Raw genomic sequence first — 25484 nt, forward strand, 5'->3', positions numbered from 1 at the left:
GCACTCCCTATAGTGTCTGTTGAGATCCTGGGGACCTGAAGGAAGTCGATTGATGAAGAACCACGTCGTGGCCCGCCGTGTTGCAGCGGGCCTGCTAGTGGCCGGCACCTTGTGTGCGCCGGCTTTCGCCAACGGCACGGAGGCCGGTTTCGATCCGCAGGCGCTGTTTGCGCCGCTTTCGCTGCCCGACGCCGCCAATGCCTTCCGCGATGGTGCCGGCAAGCCCGGCCCGCAGTTCTGGCAGAACCGCGTGGACTACGCCATCCAGGCCAACATCGACCCCGCCACGCATACGCTGCGAGGCGACGAAACCATCACCTATACCAACCATAGCCCCGACGCGCTCGACGTGTTGTGGGTGCAGCTGGACCAGAACATCTACCGCCACGATTCGCGCGGTGCGCTATCCGAGCGGCATGCGCGCACGGAATTCACCGACGGCTACCAGCTGGACGCGGTGGAAGTGGACGGCAAGCCCGTGCATTTCCTTGTCGACGACACCCGCATGCGCGTGGACCTGCCGCAAGCGCTGGCTGGCGGCGGCAAGCAGCTGAAGCTGCGCATCCGCTATCACTACACGGTGCCCGGCACCTGGGGTGGTCGCACCGCGGTGACGCCGACCAGGAACGGCGACATCTACGAGATCGCACAATGGTTTCCGCGCATGGCCGTGTACGACGACCTGCGCGGCTGGGACACGCTGCCGTACCTGGGCCAGGAGTTCTATCTGGAGTACGGCGACATCGACTATGCCGTCACCGTGCCGTGGAACTACATCGTGGCCGGTTCGGGCGAGCTGACCAATCCCGGCGAGGTGCTCACCGCTACTCAGCAGAAGCGATTGGCGCAGGCTGCGCAGAGCGACGCCACGGTGACGATCCGCTCGCCGCAGGAAGTGAACGATCCGACCAGTCACCCACGGCAGAGCGGCACGCAGACCTGGCGCTTCCACATGGAACACACCCGCGACGTGGCGTTCGCCGCCTCGCCCGCGTTCGTATGGGACGCCGCGCGCATCAACCTGCCGGAAGGCAAGCATGCGCTGGCCATGTCGGTGTATCCGGTCGAGGGCGTGGGCAAGGACAAGTGGAACCGCTCCACCGAATACGTCAAGGGCGCGATCGAGCACTTCTCCTCGACGTGGTATCCGTATCCCTGGCCGGTGGCGGTGAACCTGGGCGGCTATGGCGCGGGCATGGAGTATCCCGGCATCGTGTTCGATGGCTATGACGACCAGGGGCCGATGCTGTTCTGGATCAGCGCGCATGAAATCGGCCACACCTGGTTCCCGATGGTGGTGGGCTCCAACGAGCGGCGCAACGCGTTCATGGACGAAGGCTTCAACACCTTCATCGACGTGTACGCCTCCGATGCGTTCAACCACGGTGAGTTCGCGCCCAAGCGCGACAGCGAATACGCGCCCAAGGGCGGCAACCCGGTGGACGAAATCCTGCCGGTGCTGGCCGATGCGCAGGCACCCACGTTGATGGCGCCGGCTGATTCGGTATCCGAGACATACCGTCATTCGGTGAGCTACTTCAAGGGCGCGTTGGGCCTGGTGCTGCTGCGCGAGCAGATCCTCGGTCCCGAGCGCTTCGACCCGGCTTTCCGCAAGTACATTGCCACCTGGGCCTACCACCATCCCACGCCGTCGGATTTCTTCCGCTTCATGAGCAGCGAAGCGGGCGAGGACCTTTCCTGGTGGTGGCGCGGCTGGTACCTCAACAACTGGCAACTGGACATGGGCATAAGCGCGGCATCGTACGTGGACAACGACCCTGCCAAAGGCATGGCGGTGACGCTCATCAGCAAGCAGAAGCTGGTGATGCCGGCGACGTTGCGCATCGACTTTGCCGACGGCAGCCACCAGGATCTGCGCGTACCGGTGGAAAGCTGGAGCCTGAGCGCGACGCCCAAGCTGGTGGTGCCGACCATCCAGCGCGTCGTCAGGCTCACGCTCGATCCGGATCACAAGCTGCCGGATGCGGATCGCGGCAACAACAGCTTCAAGATGCCGTGATTTGGCTGCTCCCCTTGCTTGCAGGGGGAGCAAGAAGGCCTCGCCCTGCAGGGGATGCCTGCCCGAAACCTAACGACGCGATGATCAAGATGCACCCACGCCCTCGTACGCTGTCACTCGCCGCCCTGCTCGCACTGGGCTTCGTTGCCGCCGCGCAGGCGGGCACCTCCGACGAGATGCGCTGGCAGGCCGAAGCCAAGGCCGTCACCATCACTCGTGACGATTGGGGCATCGCCCATGTGCACGGCAGGAGCGATGCCGATGCGGTGTTCGGCATGGCCTATGCGCAGGCCGAGGACGATTTCAATCGCGTCGAGACCAACTATCTCAATGCGTTGGGGTGGCGGGCGCAGGCGGAAGGCGAGTCGGCGCTATGGTCCGACCTGCGGCAGCGGCTGTTTGTCGACACGGTCGAGTTGAAGCGGCTCTATGCCAACAGCCCCGGCTGGCTGCAAGCGCTGATGAACGCCTGGGCCGATGGCCTCAACAATTACCTCGCCACGCATCCGCAGGTGCATCCGCGCGTGATCACGCACTTCGAGCCGTGGATGGCGCTGAGCTTCAGCGAGGGCAGCATCGGCGGCGATATCGAGCGTGTCTCGCTCAAGGATCTGCAGGCATTCTACGGGCGAGCCGGCGAGCCGGTGGCGTTCGTCGACACGCCGTCGAGCTGGGCGGAGCCCACCGGTTCCAACGGCATCGCCATCGCGCCGAAACTCACGGCGGCGGGTCATGCCTTGTTGCTGATCAATCCGCATACGTCGTTCTTCTTCCGCTCCGAACTGCAGATGACCAGCGATGCCGGTCTCGATGCCTACGGCGCGGTGACCTGGGGCCAGTTCTTCATCTACCAGGGCTTCAATCACCACATCGGCTGGATGCATACCTCGACCACTGCCGATGTCGTCGACGAGTTTGCCGAGACCATCGAGCGCAAGGACGGCGGTTTGTTCTACCGCTACGGCAAGGCGTTGCGCCGGGTGAGCACGCGGCAAGTCAGCATTCCTTACCGTGGCAAGGATGGAGCGATGGCCGAGCGCAGCTTCACCGTCTACGCCACTCATCACGGTCCGGTGGTGCGCGAGAAAGACGGCCGGTGGATCGCCACGGCGCTGATGAACAAGCCGCTGGAGGCGCTGGAGCAGAGCTGGCTGCGCACCAAGGCCAGCGACTTCGCCAGCTTCATGAAGGTGGCGGAGCTGAAGGCCAATTCGTCCAACAACACCCTCTTCGCCGATGACAAGGGCGAGATCGCGTATCTGCATCCGCAATTCATTCCCAGGCGCGACGATCGCTTCGACTACACCAAGCCGGTGGACGGCAGCGACCCAGCCACTGACTGGCAGGGCCTGTTGCCGCTCGATGCGGCGCCGCACCTGCTCAATCCGCCCAACGGCTGGATCATGAACACCAACGACTGGCCCTATTCGGCTGCCGGTGCGTACAGCCCCAGGCGCGAGGACTATCCGCGCTACATGGACAGCGTGGGCGAGAACCCGCGCGGCATACACGCAACGATGGTGCTGAGCGACAAGAAGGATTTCACCAAGGCATCGCTGATCACGGCGGCATTCGACTCGTACCTGCCGGCGTTCGCGCGGCAGATTCCGATCCTGCTCGCCGACTACGACGCCTTGCCCGCCAACGATCCGCTGAAGAAGAAACTCGCGGGCCAGGTCGCCCTGCTGCGCGGCTGGGACTACCGCTGGGGCATCGCCTCGATGCCCACGACGTTGGCGGTGTTCTGGGGTGACATCCTGTGGGACAAGGTCGACAAGTCCGATGTCGCCGAAGGTCTTTCGGTGTACGACATCATGGCGCAGAAGGCGGGTTCCAAGGCGCGCCTGGATGCGCTGGTCGAAGCCTCCGATCGTCTGGAGCAAGACTTCGGCAGCTGGGGCGTGCCGTGGGGCGAGGTGAATCGCTACCAGCGCCTCGATGGCGACATCGTGCAGCCGTTCGACGACGGCAAGCCCAGCATCCCGGTGCCGTTCACGTCGTCACGCTGGGGTTCGCTGGCCTCGTTCGGCGCGCATTGCTGGCCCGGCACCAAGCGCTACTACGGCACCAGCGGCAACAGCTTCGTGGCCGTGGTGGAATTCGGTGACAAGGTGAGTGCCCGCGCCATCAGCGCCGGCGGCGAGAGCGGTCATGCGGATAGCCCGCACTTCCATGACCAGGCCGAACGCTACACCACCGGTCATCTGCGCGCGGTGTATTTCTGGCCGCAGGACCTGCAGGGCCATATCGAGCGCAGCTATCACCCGGATAGCTGATGCTTGACTGCTGGGGGGTTACTTCACCATTTCGGCCAACGGCTTGCCCTTGTCGACCACCCAGGTCGACACGGCCACTCCGCCGTCGCTGCCCGGCGCGGCGGCCAGGCTGTGCACGGCGCCGCGCGGATTGAAAAAGTGGTCGCCCGCCTTGAGCACCTGGTCGGGCTGGCCGCGCGTCTTGAGCACCAAATGGCCGGAGAGCACGTAGCCCGATTCGTCACCCGGATGCGTATGCCAGCCGATCGCCGTGCCAGCCGGTAGTTCGGCGGTGCCGATCACGATTTGCTTGCCGGGCACGCCGCTCTGGTCGTGCTGGTCGAGGATGGTCCGCTTGGGTTGCGCGGTTGGCGGCGCATCCTGCCCATGCGCCACAAAGACCGGGGCAATCACGACAAGGACCGCCGCGACCAGGACCACACGAAGTCGATAGGGCATGGCACTTTCCTCCGCTCACCTTGCGGCAGCGGAGGAATAGTGCCCGGCCGGGCGTGACCCCGGCGCGAAGCCGGGCCTGCCGGCCGCTCAGGGAGACGAGGCGGGCTTGGTTTTGCTCGCGTCGTAGGCCTGCAGCTCGCTGGTCGTCTCGCGCGCGATCCGCTGGATTTCCGGGGTCAGTGTGTTCATCTCGGCCTGCACGGACTTCATGGTCTCCTGCATGACCACCGGTAGCTTGGCGACTACCGCCTGGCCCGAAGGGGATTTGTAGAAGGTCAGCGTGTCATCGATCTCCTTCTGGGAGAACGAGCGGCGATAGATGTCCAGGTACATCGGTTCCATCTTGTCCCATGTCATCGCGCTCACGATCAGGTCGCGCATTTTGACCTCACCGGATTCGACGATCTTGCGCTGCCCGTCATCCAGCGATTTGCCTGCCAGGCCAGACTCCACCGACGACCGCATCATGCCCTCCACCTGCTTCAGGGTGCTGTCGAGCGTGCTATGCATGTGCATCACCTCCATGAGTTCATGCAGTGATGCATCGCTGGGAGGGGTGTCGGCGGCAAACGCCGGGCTAATCAAACACGTGAAGAGCAGGATGCCGGCCAAGCGTGAGCGCATGTTCCAATTCCTTTGGTTGAGCGGTGGCCGCCATCAAGGGTGATGGTGAAGGCGGGTTCGCCGGACACTAAGGCATGGCCCATGTCGATCTCAAGCGCGCCGGTACTGGAAATAAAAAGGCCCCCTTGCGGGGGCCAGTGGGCCGGAATTAAGGGGGGTACCAGCCCGGGGGCGTCGGACATCCGTGGGAACGACCGACTCCGCTAGATTGCCTTAGGCTCCACATGCTTGATGTCGGCGTCTTCCTACATTTGGGTAGGTCGGCGGAGTGCTGTTTGTCAGCCGCAGGGTCACCTGAGGCGCCATCCGGGCCGGTTAGATATTGACCATATGCATCATGGCGCCGGCGTAGCGGGTGCCCGCGGCGACGTCGGGTGGGAACACCGCGTCGATGGCCTTCAGCTCGTCCGCGCTCAAGCGGATGTCGAGCGCGGCGAGGTTTTCGTCCAGGCGGTCGCGACGCTTGGTGCCGGGAATGGCCACCACGTCCTGGCCCTGCGCCAGCACCCAGGCCAGGGCCAGCTGCGCCGGCGTGCAACCCTTGTCGGCCGCCATGGCCTTCACCTGGTCGACCAGCTGCAGGTTGCGGTAGAAGTTTTCGCCCTGGAAACGCGGTGACTGGCGGCGATAGTCATCGGTGTCGAAATCATCCGGGCTGGTGAAGGCGCCGGTGAGGAACCCGCGGCCCAGCGGCGAGTACGCCACCAGGCTGGTGCCCAGGCGGCGGCACGCATCGAGCATGCCGTTTTCCTGCGGGTCGCGCGTCCAGAGGGAAAACTCCACCTGCAACGCGGCGATGGGGTGCACCTTGCTGGCGCGCTCCAGGGTGGCGCCGGAGGCTTCGGACAGGCCCAGGTAACGCACCTTGCCGGCCTTCACCAGCTCGGCCATGGCGCCCACGGTTTCCTCGATTGGCACGCTCGTGTCCACCCGGTGCTGGTAGTACAGGTCCAGATGATCGACGCCAAGGCGCTTGAGGCTGCCCTCGCATGAGGCGCGCACGTACTCGGGGCTGCCGTTCACGCCGCGCTTGGACGGGTCGTTGGGGTCGCGCACGATGCCGAACTTGGTGGCGATGAAGGCCTGCTCGCGACGGCCGCGAAGGGCCTTGCCGACCAGTTCCTCGTTGATGTGGGGGCCGTACATGTCGGCCGTGTCGAGCAGGTTGACGCCGCGTTCCAGCGCATGGTGGATGGTGGCGATGGATTCGGCATCGTCACGGGCGCCGTAGAAGTCGCTCATGCCCATGCAGCCAAGGCCGAGGGCGGAAACGGAAGGGCCATTCTTGCCGAGCTGACGCATTTGCATGGGGATGTCCCGGGTGGCGAAGGTAGTAGTGCATTGTCCGGCATGACGACCTGGTGATAAATGCTCAATAATCGCCATATCCGTTATCAATTTGGCCAACAATTGCCATGGACCGTCTGCACGCCATGCGGGTGTTCACGCGCATCGTCGAGCTGGGCAGTTTCACCCGCGCCGCCGACGACCTCAGCCTGCCGCGCGCCACGCTGACCCATACCATCAAGCGGCTGGAGGAACATGTGGGCGCGCACCTGCTGCAACGGACCACGCGCCGCGTGCGGCCCACCCGGGATGGCGAGGTCTACTACAACCATTGCGTGCGACTGCTGGCCGACCTCGATGCGGTGGAGGCGGATTTCCGCGAGGCCGCCGTGGTGCCCAAGGGCAAGCTGCGCATCGATCTCGCTTCGTCGCTGGCGCGCAATGTGTTGATTCCGGCGCTGCCGGGTTTCTTCGCGCGGTATCCGCAGATCGAACTGGACATCGGCACCAGCGACCGCTTTATCGACCTGGTGCAGGAAGGCGTCGACTGCGTGCTGCGTGCCGGCGAGTTGTCGGACTCCACCATGGTCGGGCGTCGCGTCGCCAGCATGTCGCAGGCCACCGTGGCCAGTGCGGACTATGTGCGCCGGCACGGCGTACCGCAGAGCTTGGCCGACCTGCAAAACGGCCACATGGCGGTGAACTGGGCGTCACCCACGACGCGCCGCACGACGGCGCTGGAATTCATGCTGGGGCGCCGCATGCGCGAACTGATGTTACCGGCCCAGGTAACGGTGAGCGGTACCGAGGCCTATCTCAGTTGCTGCGAAGCGGGCCTGGGCATCGCCCAGTTTCCGCGCTATCGCATTGTCGACGAGCTGGCCAGCGGTCGCCTGGTGGAGTTGTTGCCGAACCTGCCGCCGCCCGCGCTGCCGGTGACCGTGCTGTACCAGTCGCAACGGCAATTGCCGCTGCGACTGCGCGTGTTTATCGATTGGGTGGCGGAGTTGTTGCGCGATCTGCCCTAGGGGGCTGCCGGACCGGGAGACGGCCATGCGCAGCGTTGACGCCGGGGCAACGCCTACCGACGGCAGACTGTGGGTCTTCCAAGCTTTGGAGTGGATGACCATGGTGTCGACCCGTCCTGCCGTCTTGATCGCCGGCGCCGGCCCCACCGGCTTGGCAGCGGCGCTGTTGCTTGCACGTCGCGGCGTGTCCGTGCGCATCATCGATACGGCGCTGCAACCATCGATGTATTCCAAGGCGCTGGCGGTCAACAGCCGCACGCTCGAGGTGTTGCAGGACACTGGCGTATCCGATTGCATCGTGGCCGCAGGCTGGGCCGTGCAAGGGGCCAGCCTGCACCAGCACGATCGCGTGGTGCTGCAGTTCGACCTGCCGACCACGCTGGGTGTGCGCCATGCCATGACGGTGCTGCCGCAGGCGCGCACCGAGGCCATGCTGGCCGAGGCGCTACAGGCGCAGGGCGTCAGCGTGGAGCGTGGCGTCACGCTCAAGACGCTGACCCAGGACGATGCACAGGTGACCGCCACGCTGCAGCATCTGGATGGCCGCGAGGAGCAGGCGCAAAGTGCGTTGCTGTTTGGCGCCGATGGTGCACACAGTGCCGTTCGCGAAGCGCTGGGCCTCGACTTCGCCGGCAGCAACCTGGCGGAGCCCTGGTCGCTGTGGGATCTGCAGTTGCACACGTCGCTCGATCCCTGGCGGGCGCATATCCTGTTCGAGCCGGATGGCTTCGTGTTCGTGTTGCGCCTGCAGGACGATCAGTGGCGCGTGATCGGCAACGGCAATGATCCACTTGCCGCGTTGCGCCGCATCGGCTCGCTGGGCGTGGTGTCCTGGCAGTCGCAGTTTCATATCGGACACCGGGTGGCCGCGCAGGCCGGCGTGGGGCGCGTCGCACTGGGTGGCGATGCCGCGCATATCCACTCTCCCCTTGGCGCCCGCGGCATGAACCTGGGTATCGAGGACGCCTACGTCTATGCCGATTGCGCGGCGGACGCGCTGGCGGGCGACCCGGCGCGGCTGCATGACTACGCGGTATTGCGCCATCAGGTGCACAAGGCGGTGGTGCGACGCATCGGCGCCATCACCCAGTTGGTGCATGGACGTCCGCCCTGGTTGCGCTGGATGCGCGACGAGGTCGTGCCCCTGGCCGGCCATCTGGCGTTCGCGCGGCAGCTGATGCTGCGTACCGTCGGCGGTCTTGACCATCCGTTGAAGACCCGTCCGTAGGCGCATGAAATTGCCGTTGCGTGCCCCTTAAGTCTGCCCGCATCGGGCCGATAAGCGGGAAAGCACTTCATCCGTCCTATGGAATACCACCATCTGCATGACCGGTAACAAGCCTCACTCCAAGGGAAATAGCGTGGACTGGAGCGATCCCCGTCTGCAGTCGCTGCTGCGTCGCACGGAGAACTGGAAGCTCGATAATCGCGGCACCTATGTGCCCAAGAACGTGCAGGTCCACCTCGGCTGGGGCGCCTCGACCGGGCGGCCGGCGATCCTGGTGTGGGAGCGCGATCAGGTGATGATGCTGGAGACACGCTTCCCCATTCCGCTGGGGGAGCAGGTGCGGGTGGATGAGGCACAGGGCGAAAGCCTGCGCAGCGTGTGGGGCATCGTGGCCGAGGGCCGTGAAGGTTTTCGCGCAGAGGACCGCGCCAACGGCGTGCATCTGCACTGGCTGCATCTGCGCTGACGCACTTTTTGCCCCGCTCCCTTCCGGGAGGAAGAGGGCAATCAACCTCATTCCATCCGCGCCACGCCCTTGCGCGGCATCGGCGCTGCCATCGTCCAGGTGGTCAAGGGTGCGCCGGTGGCAATAAGGGGCTCACCGTGGAAGCGGCGGCAGCCGCTCCCATGGGAAGAACATCTCAGGCTGGCAATGCCGGTATCGAGGCCGGCACGCCATTGGAATCGAGCGCCACCATCACGAAACGCCCGGTGGTGCAGATCCGGCGGTCGCCGGTGAGCGGATCTTCGGCAGTCATTTCCACTTCCACCGTCATCGAGCTGCGACCCACGCGCACGATGCGCGCCACCAGCTCGGCCAGCTGGCCCTTGCGCACCGGCACGCGGAAATTGACCTCTTCGGAACGCGCGGTCACCACGGTGCGGCGCGCATGGCGGGAGGCCACGATAAACGCGGCCTTGTCCATCCAGGCCAAGGCCTGGCCTCCGAACAAGGTGCCCATGTGGTTGGTGTGGTCGGGAAATACCATTTCCAGCAGGCGTGCTTCGGGCAGCGGCTGGGTGGCGGACGTGTCGGCGGATGGGTTCATGGTCGTGGCACGCGGTTACGATGGTGGGAGGCACGATGCAAGGAGATCAACATGCGCTACTGGCTGTTCATGGCGGCCGCTATTGTCACCGAAGTCATCGGTACTTTGGCGATGAAGTACGGCACCCATCACGCGTCCCACGCCACTGGCCTGGCGGTGATGTACGTGATGCTGGTGCTTTCCTATACCAGTCTGGCGCTGGCGGTTAAGCGTATTCCGCTGGCGGTGGCCTACGGGGCGTGGGAAAGCCTGGGCCTGGTGCTGATCACGCTGTGCAGCGCCTGGCTGTTCGCCGAGGACCTCAAGCCAGCCAAGCTGGCCGCCATCGCGCTGATCATCGCGGGCATCGTGCTGCTCGAACGCGGTACCGAGGAAGCACCGGCGGGAGGCGACCATGCTGCCTGACTTCGCGCCCATCCACGGGCTCTACCTGGCCATCGCCATCGTGCTGGAAATCGCCGCCAACGTGCTGATGAAGCGCTCGCATGGCTTCACCTACAAGCGCCCCGCCGTGGCAGCCATCGCCTGCGCGCTGGCCGCGTTCACCGCGTTGAGCTACGCGATCGAGGGCATCCAGCTATCGGTAGCCTATGGTGTATGGGGTGGCGTGGGCCTGATCGCGACTGCGGCGCTGGGCATCACCATGTTCGGCGAACGCCTGCGGCGCACCGGCTGGCTGGGGCTGGCGCTGATCACATTGGGCGTGGGCCTGATGAAGTTCGCCTAGGGACCAATGGCAGGGGTGGATGTCCCTGCGGCGATATTAGGATGAAGGGTTGGACAGCGGCGCCCACTGCCGGCGCCCGCTATGGGCAGTTGATCCGGGGAGAACGCATGGTTTCGACGATACGCAACGCGCGCCTGCTGGGCGCGCTGATGATGGGCGCACTTTCGACAGGCGTCGCCGCCCAGGGCAAGACCCTCACCAACGACGACTATGCCAGGGCCGAGCGTTTCATGGGCTACAACACCACGCCGCTGGTCGACCACGCGGTGCAGGGCGTGACCTGGCTGGATAACGATCACTTCTGGTATCGCGACCACGACGCCAGCGGCGACCACTACCTGCGTTTCGATGTCGCCACCGGCAAGACCGCGCCGGCGTTCGACCAGGCGCGTCTCGCCGTCGCGCTGGGCAAGCTGCTCGGCAAGCCGCTGACGGCCGGCAAGCTTGGCCTCACCAGCTTTAGCGTGGCCGCCGACGGTCGCCTCGACGTCAACCTGCACGGCAAGCATTACCTGTGCACGCAGAGCGGCAACAACGTCTGCAGCGTGGGCAAGGACGACAACGCCGAGGGCATCGGCAACGAGCCGGGCGTGCTTTCGCCGGACAAGCACAGCGAAGCCTTCGTGCGCGACTGGAACCTGTGGCTGCGCGACGTCGCCACCGGCAAGGAAACCCAGCTCACCCGCGATGGCGTGGAGAACTACGGCTACGCCACCGACAACGCCGGCTGGAAGCACTCCAATCACGCCATCCTGGTGTGGTCGCCCGATTCGAAGCAGCTCGCCACCTTCCAGCAGGACCAGCGCAAGACCGGCGACATGGTGATCGTCGGCACCAACGTCGGTCATCCCAAGGTGGAGAAGTGGAAGTACCCGCTGGCCGGCGACCAGGATGTGACGATGATCGAGCGCGTCATCGTCGACGTAGGCAGCCACCAGGTGCTGCGCCTGAAGATGGCGCCCGACCAGCATCGCTCCACCCTGTGCGACGACGTCAGCTGCGGCCGCGATGGCGGCTGGGACGATGTGCAGTGGGCGCCGGATGCCAGCTCGCTGGCCTTCGTGTCCTCCTCGCGCGACCACAAGCAGGCCTGGTTCCGCGTGGCCGACGTGCACACCGGCGAGGTGCGCACTGTGTTCGACGAAAGCGTGCCGACCTACTACGAGAGCGGCAGCGGCAAGGTCAACTGGCAATACCTGCCCGAGAGCCATGAAGTCGTGTGGTTCAGCGAGCGCAACAACTGGGGCAACCTGTACCTCTACGACCTCGACAGCGGCAAGCTCAAGCGCGCCGTCACCACCGGCGAAGGCAATGTCACCGAAGTGCTGAAGGTCGACGCCAAGTCGCGCACGCTGTGGTTTCGCGGCGTGGGGCGCGAGAAGGGCGTGAACCCCTACTACCAGCAGTTCTACAAGGTGAGCCTGGATGGCGGCACGCCGACCTTGCTGGCGCCGGAACCGGCCGACCACACCATCACGCTGCCGCCGGATGGACGTCTGTTTGCCGATGCCTACTCCACGCCGACCACGCCCCCGGTGACGGTGCTGCGCAGCGCCGATGACGGGCACGTGGTGGGCACCATCGCCAAGGCGGATATCTCGCGCCTGCTGGCCACCGGCTGGAAGGCGCCGGAGCCGTTCACCGTGAAGGCGCGCGACGGCAAGACTGATCTGTACGGCCTGATGTTCAAGCCCACGCATGTCGATCCGAACAGGAAGTACCCGATCATCGACTACGTCTATCCGGGCCCGCAGACCGGCTCGGTGGGCTCGCGCAGCTTCAATCCCGCCCGCGTCGACCATCAGGCGCTGGCCGAGCTGGGCTTCATCGTGGTGGCCATCGACGGCATGGGCACGCCGTGGCGCTCCAAGGCATTCCACGATGCGTACTACGGCAACATCGGCGACAACACCCTGCCCGATCAGGTGGCCGGCCTGAAGGAGCTGGGCAGGCGCTACCCGTGGATCGATATGGATCGCGTGGGCATCTGGGGCCACTCCGGCGGCGGCAATGCCACGGTAACGGCGATGTTCCGCCATGCGGACCTGTTCAAGGTTGGCATTGCCGAAAGCGGCAACCACGACAACCGCAACTACGAGGACGACTGGGCCGAGAAGTGGCAAGGCCTGCTGGTGACCGGCAAGGACGGCAAGAGCAACTACGACGACCAGGCCAACCAGAGCCACGCCGACGGCCTCAAGGGCCACCTGCTGCTGGCCCACGGCACCATGGACGACAACGTGCCGCCGTACGAGACGCTGCTGGTGGTCGATGCGCTGATCAAGGCCAACAAGGACTTCGACCTGCTGATGATCCCCAATGCCCACCATGGTTACGCCAGCGCCGCCAACTACATGATGCGCAAGCGCTGGGACTACTTCGTGCGCAACCTCGCCGGCGACACGCCGCCGAAGGAATACGCGATGAAGCCGCCGAAGGATTGAACGCGCTTCGTCCTCTCTCCTCCGGGGAGAGGACCGAGGTGAGGGGTGGGTGCTTGCGGTAAGGCCTCAACAGAGCCTGCTTCGAACGAGCGGCCCCGCAAGATTGGCCCCTCACCCCAACCCTCTCCCCAAAGGGGAGAGGGAGCAAGGTGCTCAACCTCGTGTCGCCGCCACCGGCGGCACGGCGGCCGCGCGCAACGCCGGCCCCAGCACCGCGAGTTGTCCCAGCAGCCACAGCGACACCGCGCCCAGCGGCAGGTAGAACCACGGCAACCGCTGCAGTGCGTAGCGCTCCATCAGCAACAGGTTCATGGCATAGGCCAGCACTACGCCCAGCGCGATGCCGGCGCTGACGATCAGGAAATTCTCGATCTGGAAATAGCGCAGGATGTCCTGGCGCGTGGCGCCCACCGCGCGGCGTATGCCGATCGAGCGTCCCCGCTGCTGTACCCAGAAGCTGGCCAGTCCCGCGATGCCCGCCGCGGTGACCAGCAGCAGGCCGGTAGCCGCCGCCAGCAGCAACACGATCATGGTGCGGTCGCGGCGGAAATAGTCATCGCGCAGTTCGGCGAACGTCTGGGCATGTCGCAGCACGCGCTGGCTGCTGAGCGCGGTAAGCACGTCGGCGGCCCGTTTCAGCACGCGTTCGCGATCCTGCGGTGCGGTGCGCAGCACATAGGTGACGTTGGCGCTGTCGGGCAGCATGGGGAACAGCGTGGCGTATTCGTTGCCGGCGGTTTCATCCAGCCCCGGGCGCAACAGGTGCTCGACCACGCCGACGATGCGGATCGGCCCGTTGCCGGGATAGATGAGCTTGCCCAGCGGGTCCTGGCCCGGAAACAGCTGTTCGGCCAGCGCGTGCGTCACGATGGTGGACGGCACCCGGTTGATGCCGGCCCAGTCGTGCGCGCTGTCGACGGGCAGGTACTCGTCCGCCAGAAAGTCGCGGCCGGCGACCAGGCGCAGGCCCAGCGTGGCCAGTTCGCCCGGCGTGCCGTTGAAGGCAGTGGCGGCGAGTGGCGTGCTGCCATTGGGCGTGGTGGCGATGCCATTGCTCCAGTTGGTGCCGTTGAAGGGCAGGGCATCCACCGCGGCGACCGAACGTACGCCGGGCATCGCGCGCAATGCAGCGAGGTCGGCGTCGTGGCGAACCAGCGGGTCCTCGCCCGCGGCCACACTGATGCTCTCCAGCAACACCAGTTCGTTTTCGGCGACGCCGCTGGGCAGGCGCATCTGGGTGGTGCGATGGCCGATCATCGCGGCGACATTGCAGACAATCGCGCAGGTCAGCCCCACCTGCAGCACCAGCAACAGCACGGTGAGCTTGTGGCGGGTCAGGCTGGCGAGCATGGGTGAACGCGACATGGCCAACCTCACTGGGTCTTGAGCTGCAGGGCGGGGGCGATATGGCAGGCACGCCAGGCTGGCAGCAGGCCCGCGAGTACGCTGGCCACCACCGCCAGCACGAAGGTGCCGATCAACATGGTGGCGTCCATCCGGGCCAGCTGTGCATAGCCGTCCGGCCGCAGCCGCACGCTCCACAGGCCCAGGCCGGCCACGGCCAGCCCCAGCACGCCGCCGGCCAACCCGATCACCGAGGATTCGATGCCCAGTTGCAGGAAGATGTCGCGTCGCCGTGCACCCAGTGCGCGGCGCACGCTGATCTCGCCGCCACGGCGCAGAAACGTCGCCAGCAGCAAACCCACCACGTTGAGCACGCATACGGCGAGGAAACCCAGCGACAGCGACAGCTGCAGGCGCAGGTCGTCGGGTATCGCGTGCTGGTACGTCAGCCAGTCCAGCAGGCCGTACAGGCGCGCGTGCTCCGGTCGCGGCAGCCGGCCGTGTGCCTGCTGCTCACGCCAGTAGCTGGCGAGGAAGTCGCGGTACGCGTGAGCCTTGGTCGCGCTGTCGAGCTGCACCCAGAACTGCAGCCAGCTGCAGTGGTCGCTGGTGCGGCCGTCGCCGGCATCGTCATCGTTGCCCCAGCAGGAGAAGCGTCCGGTGAAATCCAGCTGCAGCTCCAGCGCGGTTTGCAATGGCAGGAAGAATTCATCGCTGCGGCCGAACACGCGCTTGTCGATCTGCGCATAGAACAAGGGCTGCGGATGCCAGTCGTCGACCACGCCAATTACGCGGAAGTCGGTGTTCTTCAGGCGCACCGTTTGGCCCACGCCCGAGGCATCGCCGAACAGCTTGCGGCTGAGCGCGCTGCTGAGCACCACCACGCGTGCGCGGTCATCGTCATCCTGCGCGGTCCAGCCACGGCCGGCGCGGAACGGCACGCCGAACATGGCGAAGAAATCGGTGGTGACGTAATGCCCGGCTTCGTAGAACGGCAGGACATGCGCCTGCGTGGGCTGCACCGGCACGGCGCCGCCCGACATCGCGGCCTGCCGGTCGGCGCGGGCGGCATGCAGCAGGTTCATGGCGTCGGGCCAGCTGAAGTTGCCGTCCTGGAGGGGCGCCTCCGAACGGTCGCGGGCGAGCGGTCGCGGGTCGATCACCGGCACGTACAGTTGCGCGCTGCGTCCGGGCAGCGGGTCGCCGGACATCACGTGGAACACGGTGATCATGGTCATGCTGGCGCCGATGCCCAGCCCGATCACCAGCACCATCAGCGTGCTGAGCGCACGGCTGCGGGTGAAGCTGCGCAGCGCCAGTGACACGTAGTAGTCGAGCACGGCGGTATCTCCCGAAGCCGCAGGAAGGGGAATCACGTGTTGCTGCGTGGCCCGTCGTGGCGGGCTTCCGGGTTACGCCATGATGGGCGGCGTAACCCGGTGAAGGCGCGACGCTGGCTCAGCGCTGGCCGATGCGCTGCGCCACGCCCTTGGCGATGGCCTCGTTGAGCAGGCTTTCCATCTGCTGATCGGTCTGCGCGCCGACTGCGCGCTGGCGTTCTTCCAAGGCGTGCTGCCGGCGCTCGAGTTCGGCCTGCTGGCGTTCCAGTTCGGCTTGCTGGCGCGCGAACTCGCGATCGTCGTCGACCGTTTTCTGACGCTCGGCGAGCGAGCGAATCTGGCCATCGAGCGAACGCATCTGGTTGTCGAGCTGGCGCAGCTGCGCGTCCGTTGTTCCCGGTGCGCTTTGCAGTACGGCCCGTTGGGATTCCAGCTCCGCTCGCTGGGATTCCAGCTGAGCCTGGCGCGACGCCATGTCGCCCATGCGCGAGGCAGCGGCGCCCTGGCGGGCGGCGATGCCGCCTTGCTCGCCGGCAAGGCGACCCTGTTCGCCGGACAACTGGCCCTGCTGGCGGGACAGTTCCGTCATCGGCGCGTACACGGCACGTGCCCGCGCGATGGTAGCGTTGTCGCGGATCACATAGGCCTGCTCACCGCGACGCAACCACAACAGCGATTCGTTGCCCTTGCGCTGGCGACTGGCGGCCTGGATGTCCCGGTCGGTGCCATTCATGATGATGGTGTCGCCGTTGTCGGCGAACAGCGCAAAGCCGTTCCTGGCACCGTTCTCGGTATCGATATCGACGTGGTGAGCATGCGTTTCGCCGACTGCCGGTGGCGCCGGCGGCGTTGGCACCGCAGGTACCGGCGGCACAGCGGGAACCGGGGGCGGCGTCAGTCCACCTTGCTTCGAGGCGGGGCGAGTCACTGGCGTGGCCGGCGTCGATGGCGTGGAGGGTGTCACTGGCGTCACGGGTGTGGCCGGCGTGGCGGCGACCGGCGCGAACACCGCGGAGGGCGCCGACGTGGCCGCTGCGGGGGCCGGTGTCGAGGCCAAGGCGCCAGTGTCGGCGGCAGCCTCGGTCACCCGGTACGGCAGCACGCCTGCCATTGCGACCAGGGCCACCAGCAACCAGCCGGGCGCACGCGAACTCGATGCCTGGGCCTCGTGCTGCAGCATGGCCAGCCGCCGCTTGAGATTGCGGAATGTCGGCGAGGCGCCGGCCAGCCCGGCATGCAGCGGATGGGCAACGCCAAGCCGCAGCAGCAGCCGGCCATAGGCCTGGGGTGGTGCATCATGCTGGTGCACCACCTGCGCATCGCAGGCCGCTTCGCGCTGCAGCGCGTATTCGCGCATGGCCCAGGACACCAGCGGGTGGAAGAAGAACAGGCGCTGCGCGACGGCAGGAATCCAGCCCATCCACAGGTCGCCACGACGCAGGTGCGTCAGCTCGTGGGCCAGCGCGAGTGCGGACTCTTCCGCGGTGAGGTTTTGCCGCGCGGGCAACAGCACCGTGGGGCGCAACAGTCCACTGACCTGCGGCGAATGGATGGCATCGGACACGCGCAGCGAAGGGCAGCGGCGTAGCCCCATGATTTGCGCCTGGTCGGCACATGCCGTCTGCAGCGCCGGATCGTCCAGCGGCTGCGATGCGCGCACCACGGCCCGCGCCTGGCGCCACTGCCGCGTGGCGATCACCAGTTGCACCAGCACGCCCGCCAGCCACAGGGACAGCACCATGAGCTGCCAGCGCAGGCCGGTCGCTGCATCATGAGTCACCGGCGTTGCCGTAGCGATTGTCGGCGCGGGCGATGCATCGGCCATGCTGCTAGGCGCCGCGTTGGCGGACGAGTTGAGGGCGGTGATGCGGTGCTCGCTTGGCGCCACGAAGCTGGCCGCCGCGGTGGCGGCCGGGACTGCGGCGGGCGCAGGTGACAACAAGGGCAATGCTACGGGGGTGGGCAAGGCCAGCCCCAGCAGCAACTGCACGCCGAGCAGCCACCACAGCAGCGAACGGGTGGCCGCGGGCAGGCGCGGCAGTTGCCGGGTGATAAGCCACAGGGCGCCAATCAACAGCGCGGCCTGCACCGAGGTCCATGCGAGTCGGCTGATCATTTCCTGGGCGATGGATGCGACGGAATTCATCTCAGGTCTCCTTGCGCCGCGACTGCAGCTGCGCGACCAGGGCTTCCAGTTCGGCAAGCTCCGATTCGCTGACGTTGGCACGCTCGGACATCCAGGCCACGAAGGGCGACACCGAGCCGCTGAGGGTTTTCTCCACGAACTGGCCGACCGCCGTGCGCATCACTTCGCCAGGCCGCGCCGCGGGGCTGTAGCGGTACATGCCGTCCACCTGGCGGCGACGCAGATACGACTTGCTGCGCAGGCGCTCCATCATGGTGAGCACGGTGGAGCGCGCCAGTCCGCGAGGCTCGCCGAAACCGGCAGCTACCTCGCCGACCGAGGCGTGGTTGTGTTCGGCGATGTATTGCAGGAGCGCCAGCTCCTGGTCGCCGATGGAAGGCTTGGCCATGTCTGCAATCCGCTGTGACTACACGTGTAGGCACGCTACCCCTGACTACAGGTGTAGTCAATAGGTCGGCGGGCAGGGCGGTGGTCCATGGCGTGGATGTTGCGTCGCACAAAAAGCGGAGTAGACTGCGCGCCGTCCTCATCCTGCAGCGCGCATTGGAGTGCGCTTATATGAAGGCCGTCTCCGTTCGAGTCGCTGACCTGCCCAGCCATCCACGGCTGCCGCGCCTGTTCGCGGGTTAGCGTTTCCAAACCGTCCATCCATGCAATGACATCGTCCGGTGCGTACTTCGCGCCGCGGATGCGGCTTTGCCAAATGGACGTCCAAAGCGAATGAGTCATTGAGTCGGGTCCAAGGGGAAACATCATGCGAACGCTTGTTGGCTGGCTGGCGCATCGGCTATGGCCGTTCATCGTCTGCCTGCTGCTGTACGTCGGTTTTATCGGCCCGGAACTGATCTCGGCCGCCAGCACGCTTGCCGTGCTCGCTGGCCTGGCACTTCTGGCGCTGCTGGTGGCGTGGGGCGTCGTGCTGCTGCGCCGCGGTTTCATCCACAAGGAATGATCAGCCATGAAACGCGTAATGACGATGTCGCTGTCGCTTTCCGTGATGTTGCTTGCTGCGTGCTCCAAGGTGCCGGCTGGCAATGTCGGCGTGAAGTTCCAGATGTATGGCGATGACAAAGGCGCGCTGCAGGAATTGCCCCCGGGCCGCTACTGGGTGGGCTGGGGTTATGAGATGTACACCTTCCCCACTTTCACCCAGACCTACACCTTCACGCGCTCGGCCGCGGAAGGCCGTCCGCTGGACGAGTCGATCAGCTTCCAGACCGCGCAGGGGCTGACCGTGAATGCCGATGTCGGCATCACTTATCACATCGATCCGGCCAAGGTGACGCTGATCTTCCAGAAATACCGCAAGGGCATCGACGAAATCACCGATGTGTACCTGCGCAACATGATTCGCGACGCGCTGGTGAAGGAAGCCTCCAGCCTGGATATCGAATCGGTCTACGGCAAGGGCAAGGCCAACCTGATCGAAGCGGTGCAGCGCGACGTCAGCGAGGAAGTCGGCGCGGTGGGCATCGACGTGGAGAAAATCTACTGGATCGGCGAACTGCGCCTGCCGGAGAACGTGGTGCAGTCGATCAACGCCAAGATCCAGGCCACGCAGATGGCCGAACAGCGCCAGAACGAAGTGGCGCAGGCCCAGGCCGAGGCACAGAAAGTGGAAGCGGAAGCGCAGGGCCGCGCACAGGCGCAGCTCACCATTGCGGAAGCCGAAGCCAAGGCCATTTCGCTCAAGGGCGAAGCGCTGCGGCAGAACCCCAACGTGGTGCAGATGTCGGCGATCGAGAAATGGGATGGCCATTTGCCTACCTACACCGGCGGTGGCGCCTTACCGTTCGTCAACCTGGGCGGGCCGATGTCGGCCAAGTAGTAAGCCGTTGCGCGCGTGGGTGGACTGCGGTACCGCCCACGCGTCGCCCGCGCGAAGTATGCGGCTTAGTGTCGCGATGCGCATCGTTGGTCCGCCGGCTTTGACTCAGATCAGCCTGGTGCACGTCCATATGCCCGCCAATGCGACGGACTCACGCATAAGGAATGCGACGTGCCCTACATGGTTTGGCAAGACGATCTCAACACCGGCATCAAGGTGATCGACAATCAGCACCGTCGCATCGTGGAGATGATCAACCATCTCCACGATGCGATGGATCATCAGGACCGTCACGAGCTGAGCGATATTCTCGATGAGCTGGTCGACTACACGCTGTCGCACTTCACCTTCGAAGAGTCGCTGATGGAGGATGCGGGCTACGAGTTCACTCGCGCCCACAAGCGCGTGCACGAAGTGTTCGTCAAGCGCGTCTCCGAATACCGCCTGCGCTTCCGTGCCGGCGAGGACATTGGCGGTGAACTGCTGCACACGCTGTCGCACTGGCTGTTCAACCATATCCGCAACGACGACAAGGCCATCGTCGACTCGGTACGGCGTCACATGCGCGATGTCGGCGGCGAGGCCGCCGAGGGTGGCTGGCTGTCACGCTCGCTGAAGCGCTTCTTCGGCAGTCATCACTAGCGGGCCTGCAATGCGCCGGCCGCGCCAGGCAACTCAGAACGCCATGTCGAACGACACGTCGCCCTGCACGCCCACCTGGTAGGCCGATACGCGACGCTCGAAGAAGTTGGTCACTTCCTGCACGTCCTGCAGGTCCATGAAGTCGAACGGATTCTTGGCGCCGTACTTCTTGGGCATGTCCAGCTGCACCAGGCGCTGGTCGGCGCAGTATTCGAGGTACTGGCGCATCTCCTTGGCCGAAAGCCCGGCCACGCCACCGGAAAGCACGTCCTCGGCGAACTGCGTCTCGCAGGCAATGGCGTCTTCCAGCATCGCCTCGACCTGCGCGCGCATTTCATCGTCGAACAGATCCGGCTCTTCGGAGCGTACCGTGCGCACCACCTCGAACGCGAACGCCATATGGCCCGACTCGTCGCGGAACACCCAGTTGGTGCCCGAGGCCAGACCATGCAGCAGGCCGCGCGAGCGCAGGAAGTACACATAGGCGAAGGCCGCGTAGAAGAACAGCCCCTCGATGCACGCCGCGAAGCAGATCAGGTTGAGCAGGAATTGGCGGCGGTGCTCGCGCGTCTCCAATCGCTGCAGGCCCTGGATGGAGTCGATCCACTTGAAGCAGAACTCGCCCTTCTGGCGGATCGAGGGGATGTTCTCGATCGCCGCGAACGCCTTGTTGCGCTCCGTCGGGTCCGGGATATAGGTGTCGAGCAGGGTGAGATAGAACTGCACGTGCAGCGCTTCCTCATACAACTGGCGCGACAGGTACATGCGCGCCTCGGGCGCGTTGATGTGCTGGTACAGGTTGAGCACCAGGTTGTTCGACACGATGGTGTCGCCGGTGGCGAAGAACGCGACCAGGCGATGGATCAGGTGACGATCCGCATCGGACATCTTGGACTTGAGGTCGGTGACATCCAGCGAGAAATCCACCTCCTCGACCGTCCAGGTGTTCTTGATCGCGTTGCGATACATCTCGTAGAACTCGGGATAGCGCATCGGGCGCAGGGTGAGTTCGAAGCCGGGATCGAGGATGTGCTGGTTGCGCTCAGTGGACATGGGATTTCTCAGAAGGAAAATAGCAGTGCTGCATCGCTCTCCCCCTGCGGGCAGCAGGGGAGGGCTGGGGAGGGGTGAAGCCCTGCCTGAGAGCCCCCCTTCCAGCCTCCCCTGCGACGCAGGGGGAAGGGGTTTGTGGTGTTACTGGCAAGCCTCGCAATACTCCGGATTCTCCAGTGAGCAGAACACCGCGGCCGTCGCCTGCTCCTGGTCCGCCGCCACCGGGGCTGCCTTCGCCGCTGGTGCCGCCGACACCGTGGTCTTGGTGATCTTGGTGGCGGGACGCGAGCGCAGGTAGTAGGTGGTCTTGATGCCCGCCTTCCACGCGTACATGTACATGGAACTCAGCTGGCCGATGTTCGGGTTTTCCATGAACAGGTTGAGCGACTGGCTCTGGTCGATATACGCGCCACGCGCCGCGCCCAGGTCGATCAGCGCCTTCTGCGGCAGCTCCCACACGGTGCGGTAGATGCTGCGCAGCCGCTCCGGAATTGCCGTGATGCCCTGGATCGAGCCTTCCGCCAGCTTGATCGCGTCGCGTACTTCGGACGTCCACAGGCCCAGCGTCTTCAGCTCGTCGACCAGGTAGCGGTTCACCACCAGGAAGTCGCCGGACAGCGTCTCGCGCTTGAACAGGTTGCTCACCTGCGGCTCGATGCATTCATAGCAACCGGCGATCGAGGCGATAGTGGCGGTCGGGGCGATGGCGATCAGCAGCGAGTTGCGCAGGCCCTTGGCCTTGATCGACTCGCGCAGGGCGTTCCAGCGCGCAATGTCGTGCGGCTGTGCGTTCGGCCAGTAGTCGAACTGCAGCTCGCCGTTGGCGGCGCGGCTTTCGCCGAAGCCCGGATGGGCGCCGAACTGCGCGGCCAGTTCGTTCGACTGCGACAGCGCGTTGAAATATATCTCCTCGGCGATGCGCGTGGACAGCGCCAGCGCCTCGGCCGAGTCGAACGGCAGGCGCAGCTTGAAGAACACGTCCTGCAGGCCCATCACGCCCAGGCCCACCGGACGCCACTTGCTGTTGGCGGTCTTGGCGGTGTCGATCGGGTAGAAGTTGAGATCGATCACGCGGTCGAGCTGGCGCACCGCGGTACGCACGGTGGAGGCGAGCTTGTCGAAATCGAACACGCCGTCCACCACGTGGCGCGACAGGTTCACCGAGCCGAGGTTGCACACCGCCGTCTCGTCCGCATTGGTCACCTCGAGGATCTCGGTGCACAGGTTGGACAGGTGGATGACGTTCTCGGCCCGGGCGGTCTGGTTGCTGGTGGCGTTGCTGCGGTCCTTGAAGGTCATCCAGCCGTTGCCGGTCTGCGCCAGCGTGCGCAGCATGCGCGCATACAGCTCGCGCGCCTTCACCTTCTTCACCGCCAGGCCGTTGGCTTCCGCCTCGCGATAGGCGCGCTCGAACGTCTCGCCCCAGCTGTCGACGAAGTGCGGCACGATCTTGGGATCGAACAGCGACCAGTCGCCGTCGCTCTCCACCCGGCGCATGAATTCGTCGGGAATCCAGTTGGCCAGGTTGAGGTTGTGCGTGCGGCGGGCGTCGTCGCCGGTGTTGTCGCGCAGTTCGAGGAATTCCTCGATGTCGGCGTGCCACGGCTCCAGGTACACGCAGGCGGCGCCCTTGCGCTTGCCGCCCTGGTTCACCGCGGCGACCGAGGCGTCCAGCGTCTTCAGCCACGGCACCAGGCCGTTGGAATGGCCGTTGGTGCCCTTGATCAGCGAACCGCGCGAACGCACGCGCGAGTAGGCCAGGCCGATGCCGCCGGCGAACTTGCTGAGCTTGGCCACGTCGCCGTACTTCTCGTAGATCGACTCCAGCGAATCGGACGGCGAGTCGAGCAGGAAGCACGAGCTGAGCTGTTCGTGCGCGGTGCCGGCGTTGAACAGCGTGGGCGAGCTGGCGATGTATTCCAGCGAGGACAACAGGCGGTACAGCTCCAGCGTCTCGCCGATCTCGTTGCCGCCCAGCGCGCAGGCGATGCGCATGAAGAAGTGCTGCGGCGTCTCGATCACCTTGCGCAGCTGCGGATGGCGCAGCAGGTAGCGGTCGTACACCGTGCGCAGGCCGAAGTATTCGAAGCGGCGCGAGGCGTGCGGATCGATCGCGTCGTTGAGCTTGCGCGCGTTGGTGGCCACGAAGTCGCGCAGGCGATCGTTGAGGATGCCCAGCTCCGCGCCACGTGCGATCGACTGCGAGAAGCTCTGGATTTCCTGGCCGCTCACTTCCTTGTCGATATAGGCGCTGAGCAGGCGCGCGGCGAGCTGGCCGTACTCGGGCTCTTCCGCGGTGAGCGCGGCGGCAGTACGGATGGACAGTTCGTCCAGCTCCTGCGTGGTGGCGCCGTCGTACAGGCCGCCGATGGTCTTCAGCGCCACGCGCAGCGGGTCCACGCCGTGCAGGCCTTCGCTGCTGCGGGTCACCGCGCGAACGATCTTGTTGACGTCCACCACTTCCTGGCGGCCGTTGCGCTTGGTCACGCGCATCTGGCCGGGGTTGTGCGGCGGGGTGAGCGCGAATGGCGTATCCATACGGGGTGCTTCGGTCACGGCAGTCTCGGCGGGGAAAGCGGTAGCGTCCGCGCGATCGTCATCACGTTCGCGCGAGGTGGTATCGATAGGTTGCATGGCGGCTTCGCTCCAAGCGTGGTCATCAACCGCCTGCTCCCGCGCGCAGGGCTGAAACGGTGCGGATGCCACGGACGGTCGAGCGGCAGGGCAGTCGCCCCGCGCGTCGACGCGCCTCCCCGCGGAAGCCGTCACCCTTCATTGCAGCGTTCGCGCCGCAATGTGTCGGCAGGTCTTCGGACTCGCGGACGTGGGTCCGAAGACCCGGCCTACTCGCTCCCGCTTCCCAGCCGCTGAGGGCCAGTGCGTTGATGGCTTTCGTTTCCGCTTACCGCTGCGGGGCAGTCCCGGATTTTCACCGGATTCCCTATTGAGCCAGTCCGACCTTAAGTCTGAGAGTGGCACCGACCGGCACAACATATCGGGCTGGCCGGGGGCGGTCAACCCAATAGATTGTGGATAGGTCGGTGGATAACCCGGACGAACCCAGCCACGACGCGGCTTGCCGGCAAGCTAGGAAAATTTCGCAGGCGGGCCCGCTCAGGCCGGTGCTGTCGAAGAAGTAAGCAGTTCGGCGAACTCCCTGGCGAAGCGGTGCACATCGCCGGGCCAGCGGGCGGACAGGTAGTGGCCGTCGCGCACCACGAAAGCCGGGCTGGCGTCGGTGTCGCTGTCGCGCACCAGGCCGGAGGTCTTGCGGCGGTAGTCAGGGGCGTCGGTGGGCACGTCGAGGAAGTCCTCCGGCCGGGCCAGCGCGCGGGTCACTTCCTGCTGCACCGACATATAGCCCGCCGGCTGGCCGGGAGCGTCCGGATAGGTGCGGTAGTAGTCCGGGTCCCAGAAGCGGGTGATACGCGTCAGCGACCAGGCGGATTTCTCCAGCGCCCAGGTCAGCGCCGTGGTGCGCCGGCCATGCAGTACCGAGCGGCCGTCGGCCGCCTTGCTGCGCGCGGCCAGCACCACGCCATGGCAGATCGCGGCCACCGGCTTGTCGGCGGCGAAGAAGGCAGCGACGGTGGCTTGCAGCAACGGGCTTTCCAGATATTCCCGCATGCCGCGTGCGCAGTGCCCGCCGGGCAGCAGCAGGCCGTCGAACGAGGCCGGGTTGATCGCATCCCAACGGATCGGCGCGTTGAAGGCGGGGTCTTTCAGCAACGCCGCATAGTCACGCCGTGCCACGGCGTTGGCCCGCAACAGGCGACCCACCAGCGTCAGCTTGCGCAGGCCCGGTATCCAACCCCACGGATCGAGCCCTTCGCCGCTGAGCATGATGGGATCGGCGCTGGCGGGTCGTCCGCCCGGCGTGGCGAAGCTCACCCGATGGCCTGCCGCGACCAGCACGCGCCACGGCACCGCGACTTCGCTGGGGTCGAAGTCCTGGTGGGGCAGGGGGATCAGTACCTTGGCCATGCGCCGACATTGCCTGTGGGCAGCCC

The 25484-nt window shown here is 65.7% G+C and carries 22 protein-coding genes and 1 riboswitch; of the genes, 11 read left to right on the top strand and 11 right to left on the bottom strand.

What is annotated here, in order from left to right; all coding sequences use genetic code 11:
- Positions 1–52: 52 nt before the first annotated feature.
- Together MJ606_RS15875 and MJ606_RS15880 are read left to right on the top strand one after the other, a co-directional pair.
- Positions 53–2020, top strand: a complete 1968-nt coding sequence (locus MJ606_RS15875) for a M1 family metallopeptidase (RefSeq protein ID WP_243050517.1) — start codon at positions 53–55, stop codon at positions 2018–2020.
- A gap of 89 nt (positions 2021–2109) precedes the next feature.
- Positions 2110–4296 carry a penicillin acylase family protein gene (locus MJ606_RS15880; RefSeq protein WP_243050518.1) on the top strand — a complete coding sequence of 729 codons (2187 nt, stop codon included), beginning with the start codon at positions 2110–2112 and terminating at the stop codon, positions 4294–4296.
- Positions 4297–4314: 18 nt separating this feature from the next.
- Here MJ606_RS15880 and MJ606_RS15885 read toward each other — a convergent pair whose 3' ends face one another.
- The 3 genes from MJ606_RS15885 to MJ606_RS15895 form a co-directional block, all read right to left on the bottom strand.
- Positions 4315–4734, bottom strand: coding sequence for a cupin domain-containing protein (locus tag MJ606_RS15885; RefSeq protein WP_243050519.1), 420 nt, complete (start codon positions 4732–4734; stop codon positions 4315–4317).
- A gap of 87 nt (positions 4735–4821) precedes the next feature.
- A complete protein-coding gene (locus MJ606_RS15890) occupies positions 4822–5358 on the bottom strand; it encodes a DUF2059 domain-containing protein (protein WP_243050520.1) in 537 nt (178 codons plus the stop codon).
- 315 nt (positions 5359–5673) lie between these two features.
- Positions 5674–6666: an aldo/keto reductase gene (locus MJ606_RS15895; RefSeq protein ID WP_243050521.1), complete on the bottom strand. Its 993-nt coding sequence runs from the start codon at positions 6664–6666 to the stop codon at positions 5674–5676.
- Positions 6667–6773: 107 nt separating this feature from the next.
- Between MJ606_RS15895 and MJ606_RS15900 the strand changes: the two genes are divergently transcribed.
- The 3 genes from MJ606_RS15900 (at position 6774) to MJ606_RS15910 (ending at position 9367) form a co-directional block, all read left to right on the top strand.
- Positions 6774–7673 (top strand): LysR family transcriptional regulator, encoded by a 900-nt coding sequence (locus tag MJ606_RS15900; protein ID WP_243050522.1) that lies wholly within the window; start codon positions 6774–6776, stop codon positions 7671–7673.
- 100 nt (positions 7674–7773) lie between these two features.
- On the top strand, positions 7774–8901 hold the full coding sequence (locus tag MJ606_RS15905) for an FAD-dependent monooxygenase (RefSeq protein WP_243050523.1): 1128 nt from the start codon (positions 7774–7776) through the stop codon (positions 8899–8901).
- Between the two features lie 97 nt (positions 8902–8998).
- Positions 8999–9367: a hypothetical protein gene (locus MJ606_RS15910; RefSeq protein ID WP_243050524.1), complete on the top strand. Its 369-nt coding sequence runs from the start codon at positions 8999–9001 to the stop codon at positions 9365–9367.
- A gap of 175 nt (positions 9368–9542) precedes the next feature.
- On the opposite strand, the gene MJ606_RS15915 is transcribed toward MJ606_RS15910, so the two are convergent.
- A complete protein-coding gene (locus tag MJ606_RS15915) occupies positions 9543–9950 on the bottom strand; it encodes an acyl-CoA thioesterase (protein WP_243050525.1) in 408 nt (135 codons plus the stop codon).
- Between the two features lie 51 nt (positions 9951–10001).
- Here MJ606_RS15915 and MJ606_RS15920 point away from each other — a divergent pair, with 51 nt between their 5' ends.
- From MJ606_RS15920 to MJ606_RS15930, 3 genes are all read left to right on the top strand, one after another.
- Complete coding sequence (locus MJ606_RS15920) at positions 10002–10355, top strand: SMR family transporter (RefSeq protein WP_243050526.1); 354 nt, start codon at positions 10002–10004, stop codon at positions 10353–10355.
- Entirely contained in the window at positions 10345–10677 is a 333-nt protein-coding gene (gene mdtI, locus MJ606_RS15925) for a multidrug/spermidine efflux SMR transporter subunit MdtI (RefSeq protein ID WP_243050527.1), read from the top strand. The genes MJ606_RS15920 and mdtI overlap by 11 nt, the downstream gene beginning before the upstream one ends.
- A 107-nt stretch (positions 10678–10784) precedes the next feature.
- Positions 10785–13121, top strand: coding sequence for a S9 family peptidase (locus MJ606_RS15930; protein WP_243050528.1), 2337 nt, complete (start codon positions 10785–10787; stop codon positions 13119–13121).
- Positions 13122–13274: 153 nt separating this feature from the next.
- On the opposite strand, the gene MJ606_RS15935 is transcribed toward MJ606_RS15930, so the two are convergent.
- From MJ606_RS15935 to MJ606_RS15950, 4 genes are all read right to left on the bottom strand, one after another.
- A complete protein-coding gene (locus tag MJ606_RS15935; protein WP_243050529.1) occupies positions 13275–14486 on the bottom strand; it encodes an FtsX-like permease family protein in 1212 nt (403 codons plus the stop codon).
- Between the two features lie 8 nt (positions 14487–14494).
- On the bottom strand, positions 14495–15805 hold the full coding sequence (locus MJ606_RS15940; RefSeq protein ID WP_243050530.1) for an ABC transporter permease: 1311 nt from the start codon (positions 15803–15805) through the stop codon (positions 14495–14497).
- A 118-nt stretch (positions 15806–15923) separates the two neighbouring features.
- Entirely contained in the window at positions 15924–17951 is a 2028-nt protein-coding gene (locus tag MJ606_RS15945) for a M56 family metallopeptidase (RefSeq protein WP_243050531.1), read from the bottom strand.
- A gap of 1 nt (position 17952) precedes the next feature.
- On the bottom strand, positions 17953–18339 hold the full coding sequence (locus MJ606_RS15950) for a BlaI/MecI/CopY family transcriptional regulator (protein ID WP_243050532.1): 387 nt from the start codon (positions 18337–18339) through the stop codon (positions 17953–17955).
- Positions 18340–18705: 366 nt separating this feature from the next.
- Here MJ606_RS15950 and MJ606_RS15955 point away from each other — a divergent pair, with 366 nt between their 5' ends.
- The 3 genes from MJ606_RS15955 to MJ606_RS15965 all read left to right on the top strand — a co-directional run bounded on the left by MJ606_RS15955 (position 18706) and on the right by MJ606_RS15965 (position 20421).
- The gene (locus tag MJ606_RS15955; RefSeq protein WP_243050533.1) at positions 18706–18903 is read left to right on the top strand and encodes a hypothetical protein; all 198 of its coding nucleotides are present in this window, start codon (positions 18706–18708) and stop codon (positions 18901–18903) included.
- 6 nt (positions 18904–18909) lie between these two features.
- The gene (locus tag MJ606_RS15960; RefSeq protein ID WP_243050534.1) at positions 18910–19779 is read left to right on the top strand and encodes a prohibitin family protein; all 870 of its coding nucleotides are present in this window, start codon (positions 18910–18912) and stop codon (positions 19777–19779) included.
- A gap of 171 nt (positions 19780–19950) precedes the next feature.
- Complete coding sequence (locus MJ606_RS15965) at positions 19951–20421, top strand: bacteriohemerythrin (protein WP_243050535.1); 471 nt, start codon at positions 19951–19953, stop codon at positions 20419–20421.
- 33 nt (positions 20422–20454) lie between these two features.
- Here the strand turns inward: MJ606_RS15965 and MJ606_RS15970 are convergent, their stop codons facing one another.
- From MJ606_RS15970 to MJ606_RS15980, 3 genes are all read right to left on the bottom strand, one after another.
- Positions 20455–21474: a ribonucleotide-diphosphate reductase subunit beta gene (locus MJ606_RS15970; RefSeq protein ID WP_243050536.1), complete on the bottom strand. Its 1020-nt coding sequence runs from the start codon at positions 21472–21474 to the stop codon at positions 20455–20457.
- Between the two features lie 141 nt (positions 21475–21615).
- On the bottom strand, positions 21616–24012 hold the full coding sequence (locus MJ606_RS15975) for a ribonucleoside-diphosphate reductase subunit alpha (RefSeq protein WP_243050587.1): 2397 nt from the start codon (positions 24010–24012) through the stop codon (positions 21616–21618).
- Positions 24013–24257: 245 nt separating this feature from the next.
- Positions 24258–24472: riboswitch (cobalamin riboswitch) on the bottom strand.
- Between the two features lie 116 nt (positions 24473–24588).
- Entirely contained in the window at positions 24589–25458 is an 870-nt protein-coding gene (locus tag MJ606_RS15980; RefSeq protein ID WP_243050537.1) for a type 1 glutamine amidotransferase domain-containing protein, read from the bottom strand.
- Positions 25459–25484 lie beyond the last annotated feature (26 nt).

The sequence above is a fragment of the Dyella sp. RRB7 genome (genome assembly GCF_022761115.1).
Classification (GTDB): domain Bacteria; phylum Pseudomonadota; class Gammaproteobacteria; order Xanthomonadales; family Rhodanobacteraceae; genus Dyella.

Excerpts from the sequence above, each read along its gene's own strand:
- MJ606_RS15875 (WP_243050517.1), top strand. The coding sequence starts at position 53 with ATGAAGAACCACGTCGTGGCCCGCCGTGTTGCAGCGGGCCTGCTAGTG.
- MJ606_RS15880 (WP_243050518.1), top strand. The coding sequence starts at position 2,110 with ATGCACCCACGCCCTCGTACGCTGTCACTCGCCGCCCTGCTCGCACTG.
- MJ606_RS15885 (WP_243050519.1), bottom strand. The coding sequence starts at position 4,734 with ATGCCCTATCGACTTCGTGTGGTCCTGGTCGCGGCGGTCCTTGTCGTG.
- MJ606_RS15890 (WP_243050520.1), bottom strand. The coding sequence starts at position 5,358 with ATGCGCTCACGCTTGGCCGGCATCCTGCTCTTCACGTGTTTGATTAGC.
- MJ606_RS15895 (WP_243050521.1), bottom strand. The coding sequence starts at position 6,666 with ATGCAAATGCGTCAGCTCGGCAAGAATGGCCCTTCCGTTTCCGCCCTC.
- MJ606_RS15900 (WP_243050522.1), top strand. The coding sequence starts at position 6,774 with ATGGACCGTCTGCACGCCATGCGGGTGTTCACGCGCATCGTCGAGCTG.
- MJ606_RS15905 (WP_243050523.1), top strand. The coding sequence starts at position 7,774 with ATGGTGTCGACCCGTCCTGCCGTCTTGATCGCCGGCGCCGGCCCCACC.
- MJ606_RS15910 (WP_243050524.1), top strand. The coding sequence starts at position 8,999 with ATGACCGGTAACAAGCCTCACTCCAAGGGAAATAGCGTGGACTGGAGC.
- MJ606_RS15915 (WP_243050525.1), bottom strand. The coding sequence starts at position 9,950 with ATGAACCCATCCGCCGACACGTCCGCCACCCAGCCGCTGCCCGAAGCA.
- MJ606_RS15920 (WP_243050526.1), top strand. The coding sequence starts at position 10,002 with ATGCGCTACTGGCTGTTCATGGCGGCCGCTATTGTCACCGAAGTCATC.
- mdtI (WP_243050527.1), top strand. The coding sequence starts at position 10,345 with ATGCTGCCTGACTTCGCGCCCATCCACGGGCTCTACCTGGCCATCGCC.
- MJ606_RS15930 (WP_243050528.1), top strand. The coding sequence starts at position 10,785 with ATGGTTTCGACGATACGCAACGCGCGCCTGCTGGGCGCGCTGATGATG.
- MJ606_RS15935 (WP_243050529.1), bottom strand. The coding sequence starts at position 14,486 with ATGTCGCGTTCACCCATGCTCGCCAGCCTGACCCGCCACAAGCTCACC.
- MJ606_RS15945 (WP_243050531.1), bottom strand. The coding sequence starts at position 17,951 with ATGAATTCCGTCGCATCCATCGCCCAGGAAATGATCAGCCGACTCGCA.
- MJ606_RS15950 (WP_243050532.1), bottom strand. The coding sequence starts at position 18,339 with ATGGCCAAGCCTTCCATCGGCGACCAGGAGCTGGCGCTCCTGCAATAC.
- MJ606_RS15955 (WP_243050533.1), top strand. The coding sequence starts at position 18,706 with ATGCGAACGCTTGTTGGCTGGCTGGCGCATCGGCTATGGCCGTTCATC.
- MJ606_RS15960 (WP_243050534.1), top strand. The coding sequence starts at position 18,910 with ATGAAACGCGTAATGACGATGTCGCTGTCGCTTTCCGTGATGTTGCTT.
- MJ606_RS15970 (WP_243050536.1), bottom strand. The coding sequence starts at position 21,474 with ATGTCCACTGAGCGCAACCAGCACATCCTCGATCCCGGCTTCGAACTC.
- MJ606_RS15975 (WP_243050587.1), bottom strand. The coding sequence starts at position 24,012 with ATGGATACGCCATTCGCGCTCACCCCGCCGCACAACCCCGGCCAGATG.
- MJ606_RS15980 (WP_243050537.1), bottom strand. The coding sequence starts at position 25,458 with ATGGCCAAGGTACTGATCCCCCTGCCCCACCAGGACTTCGACCCCAGC.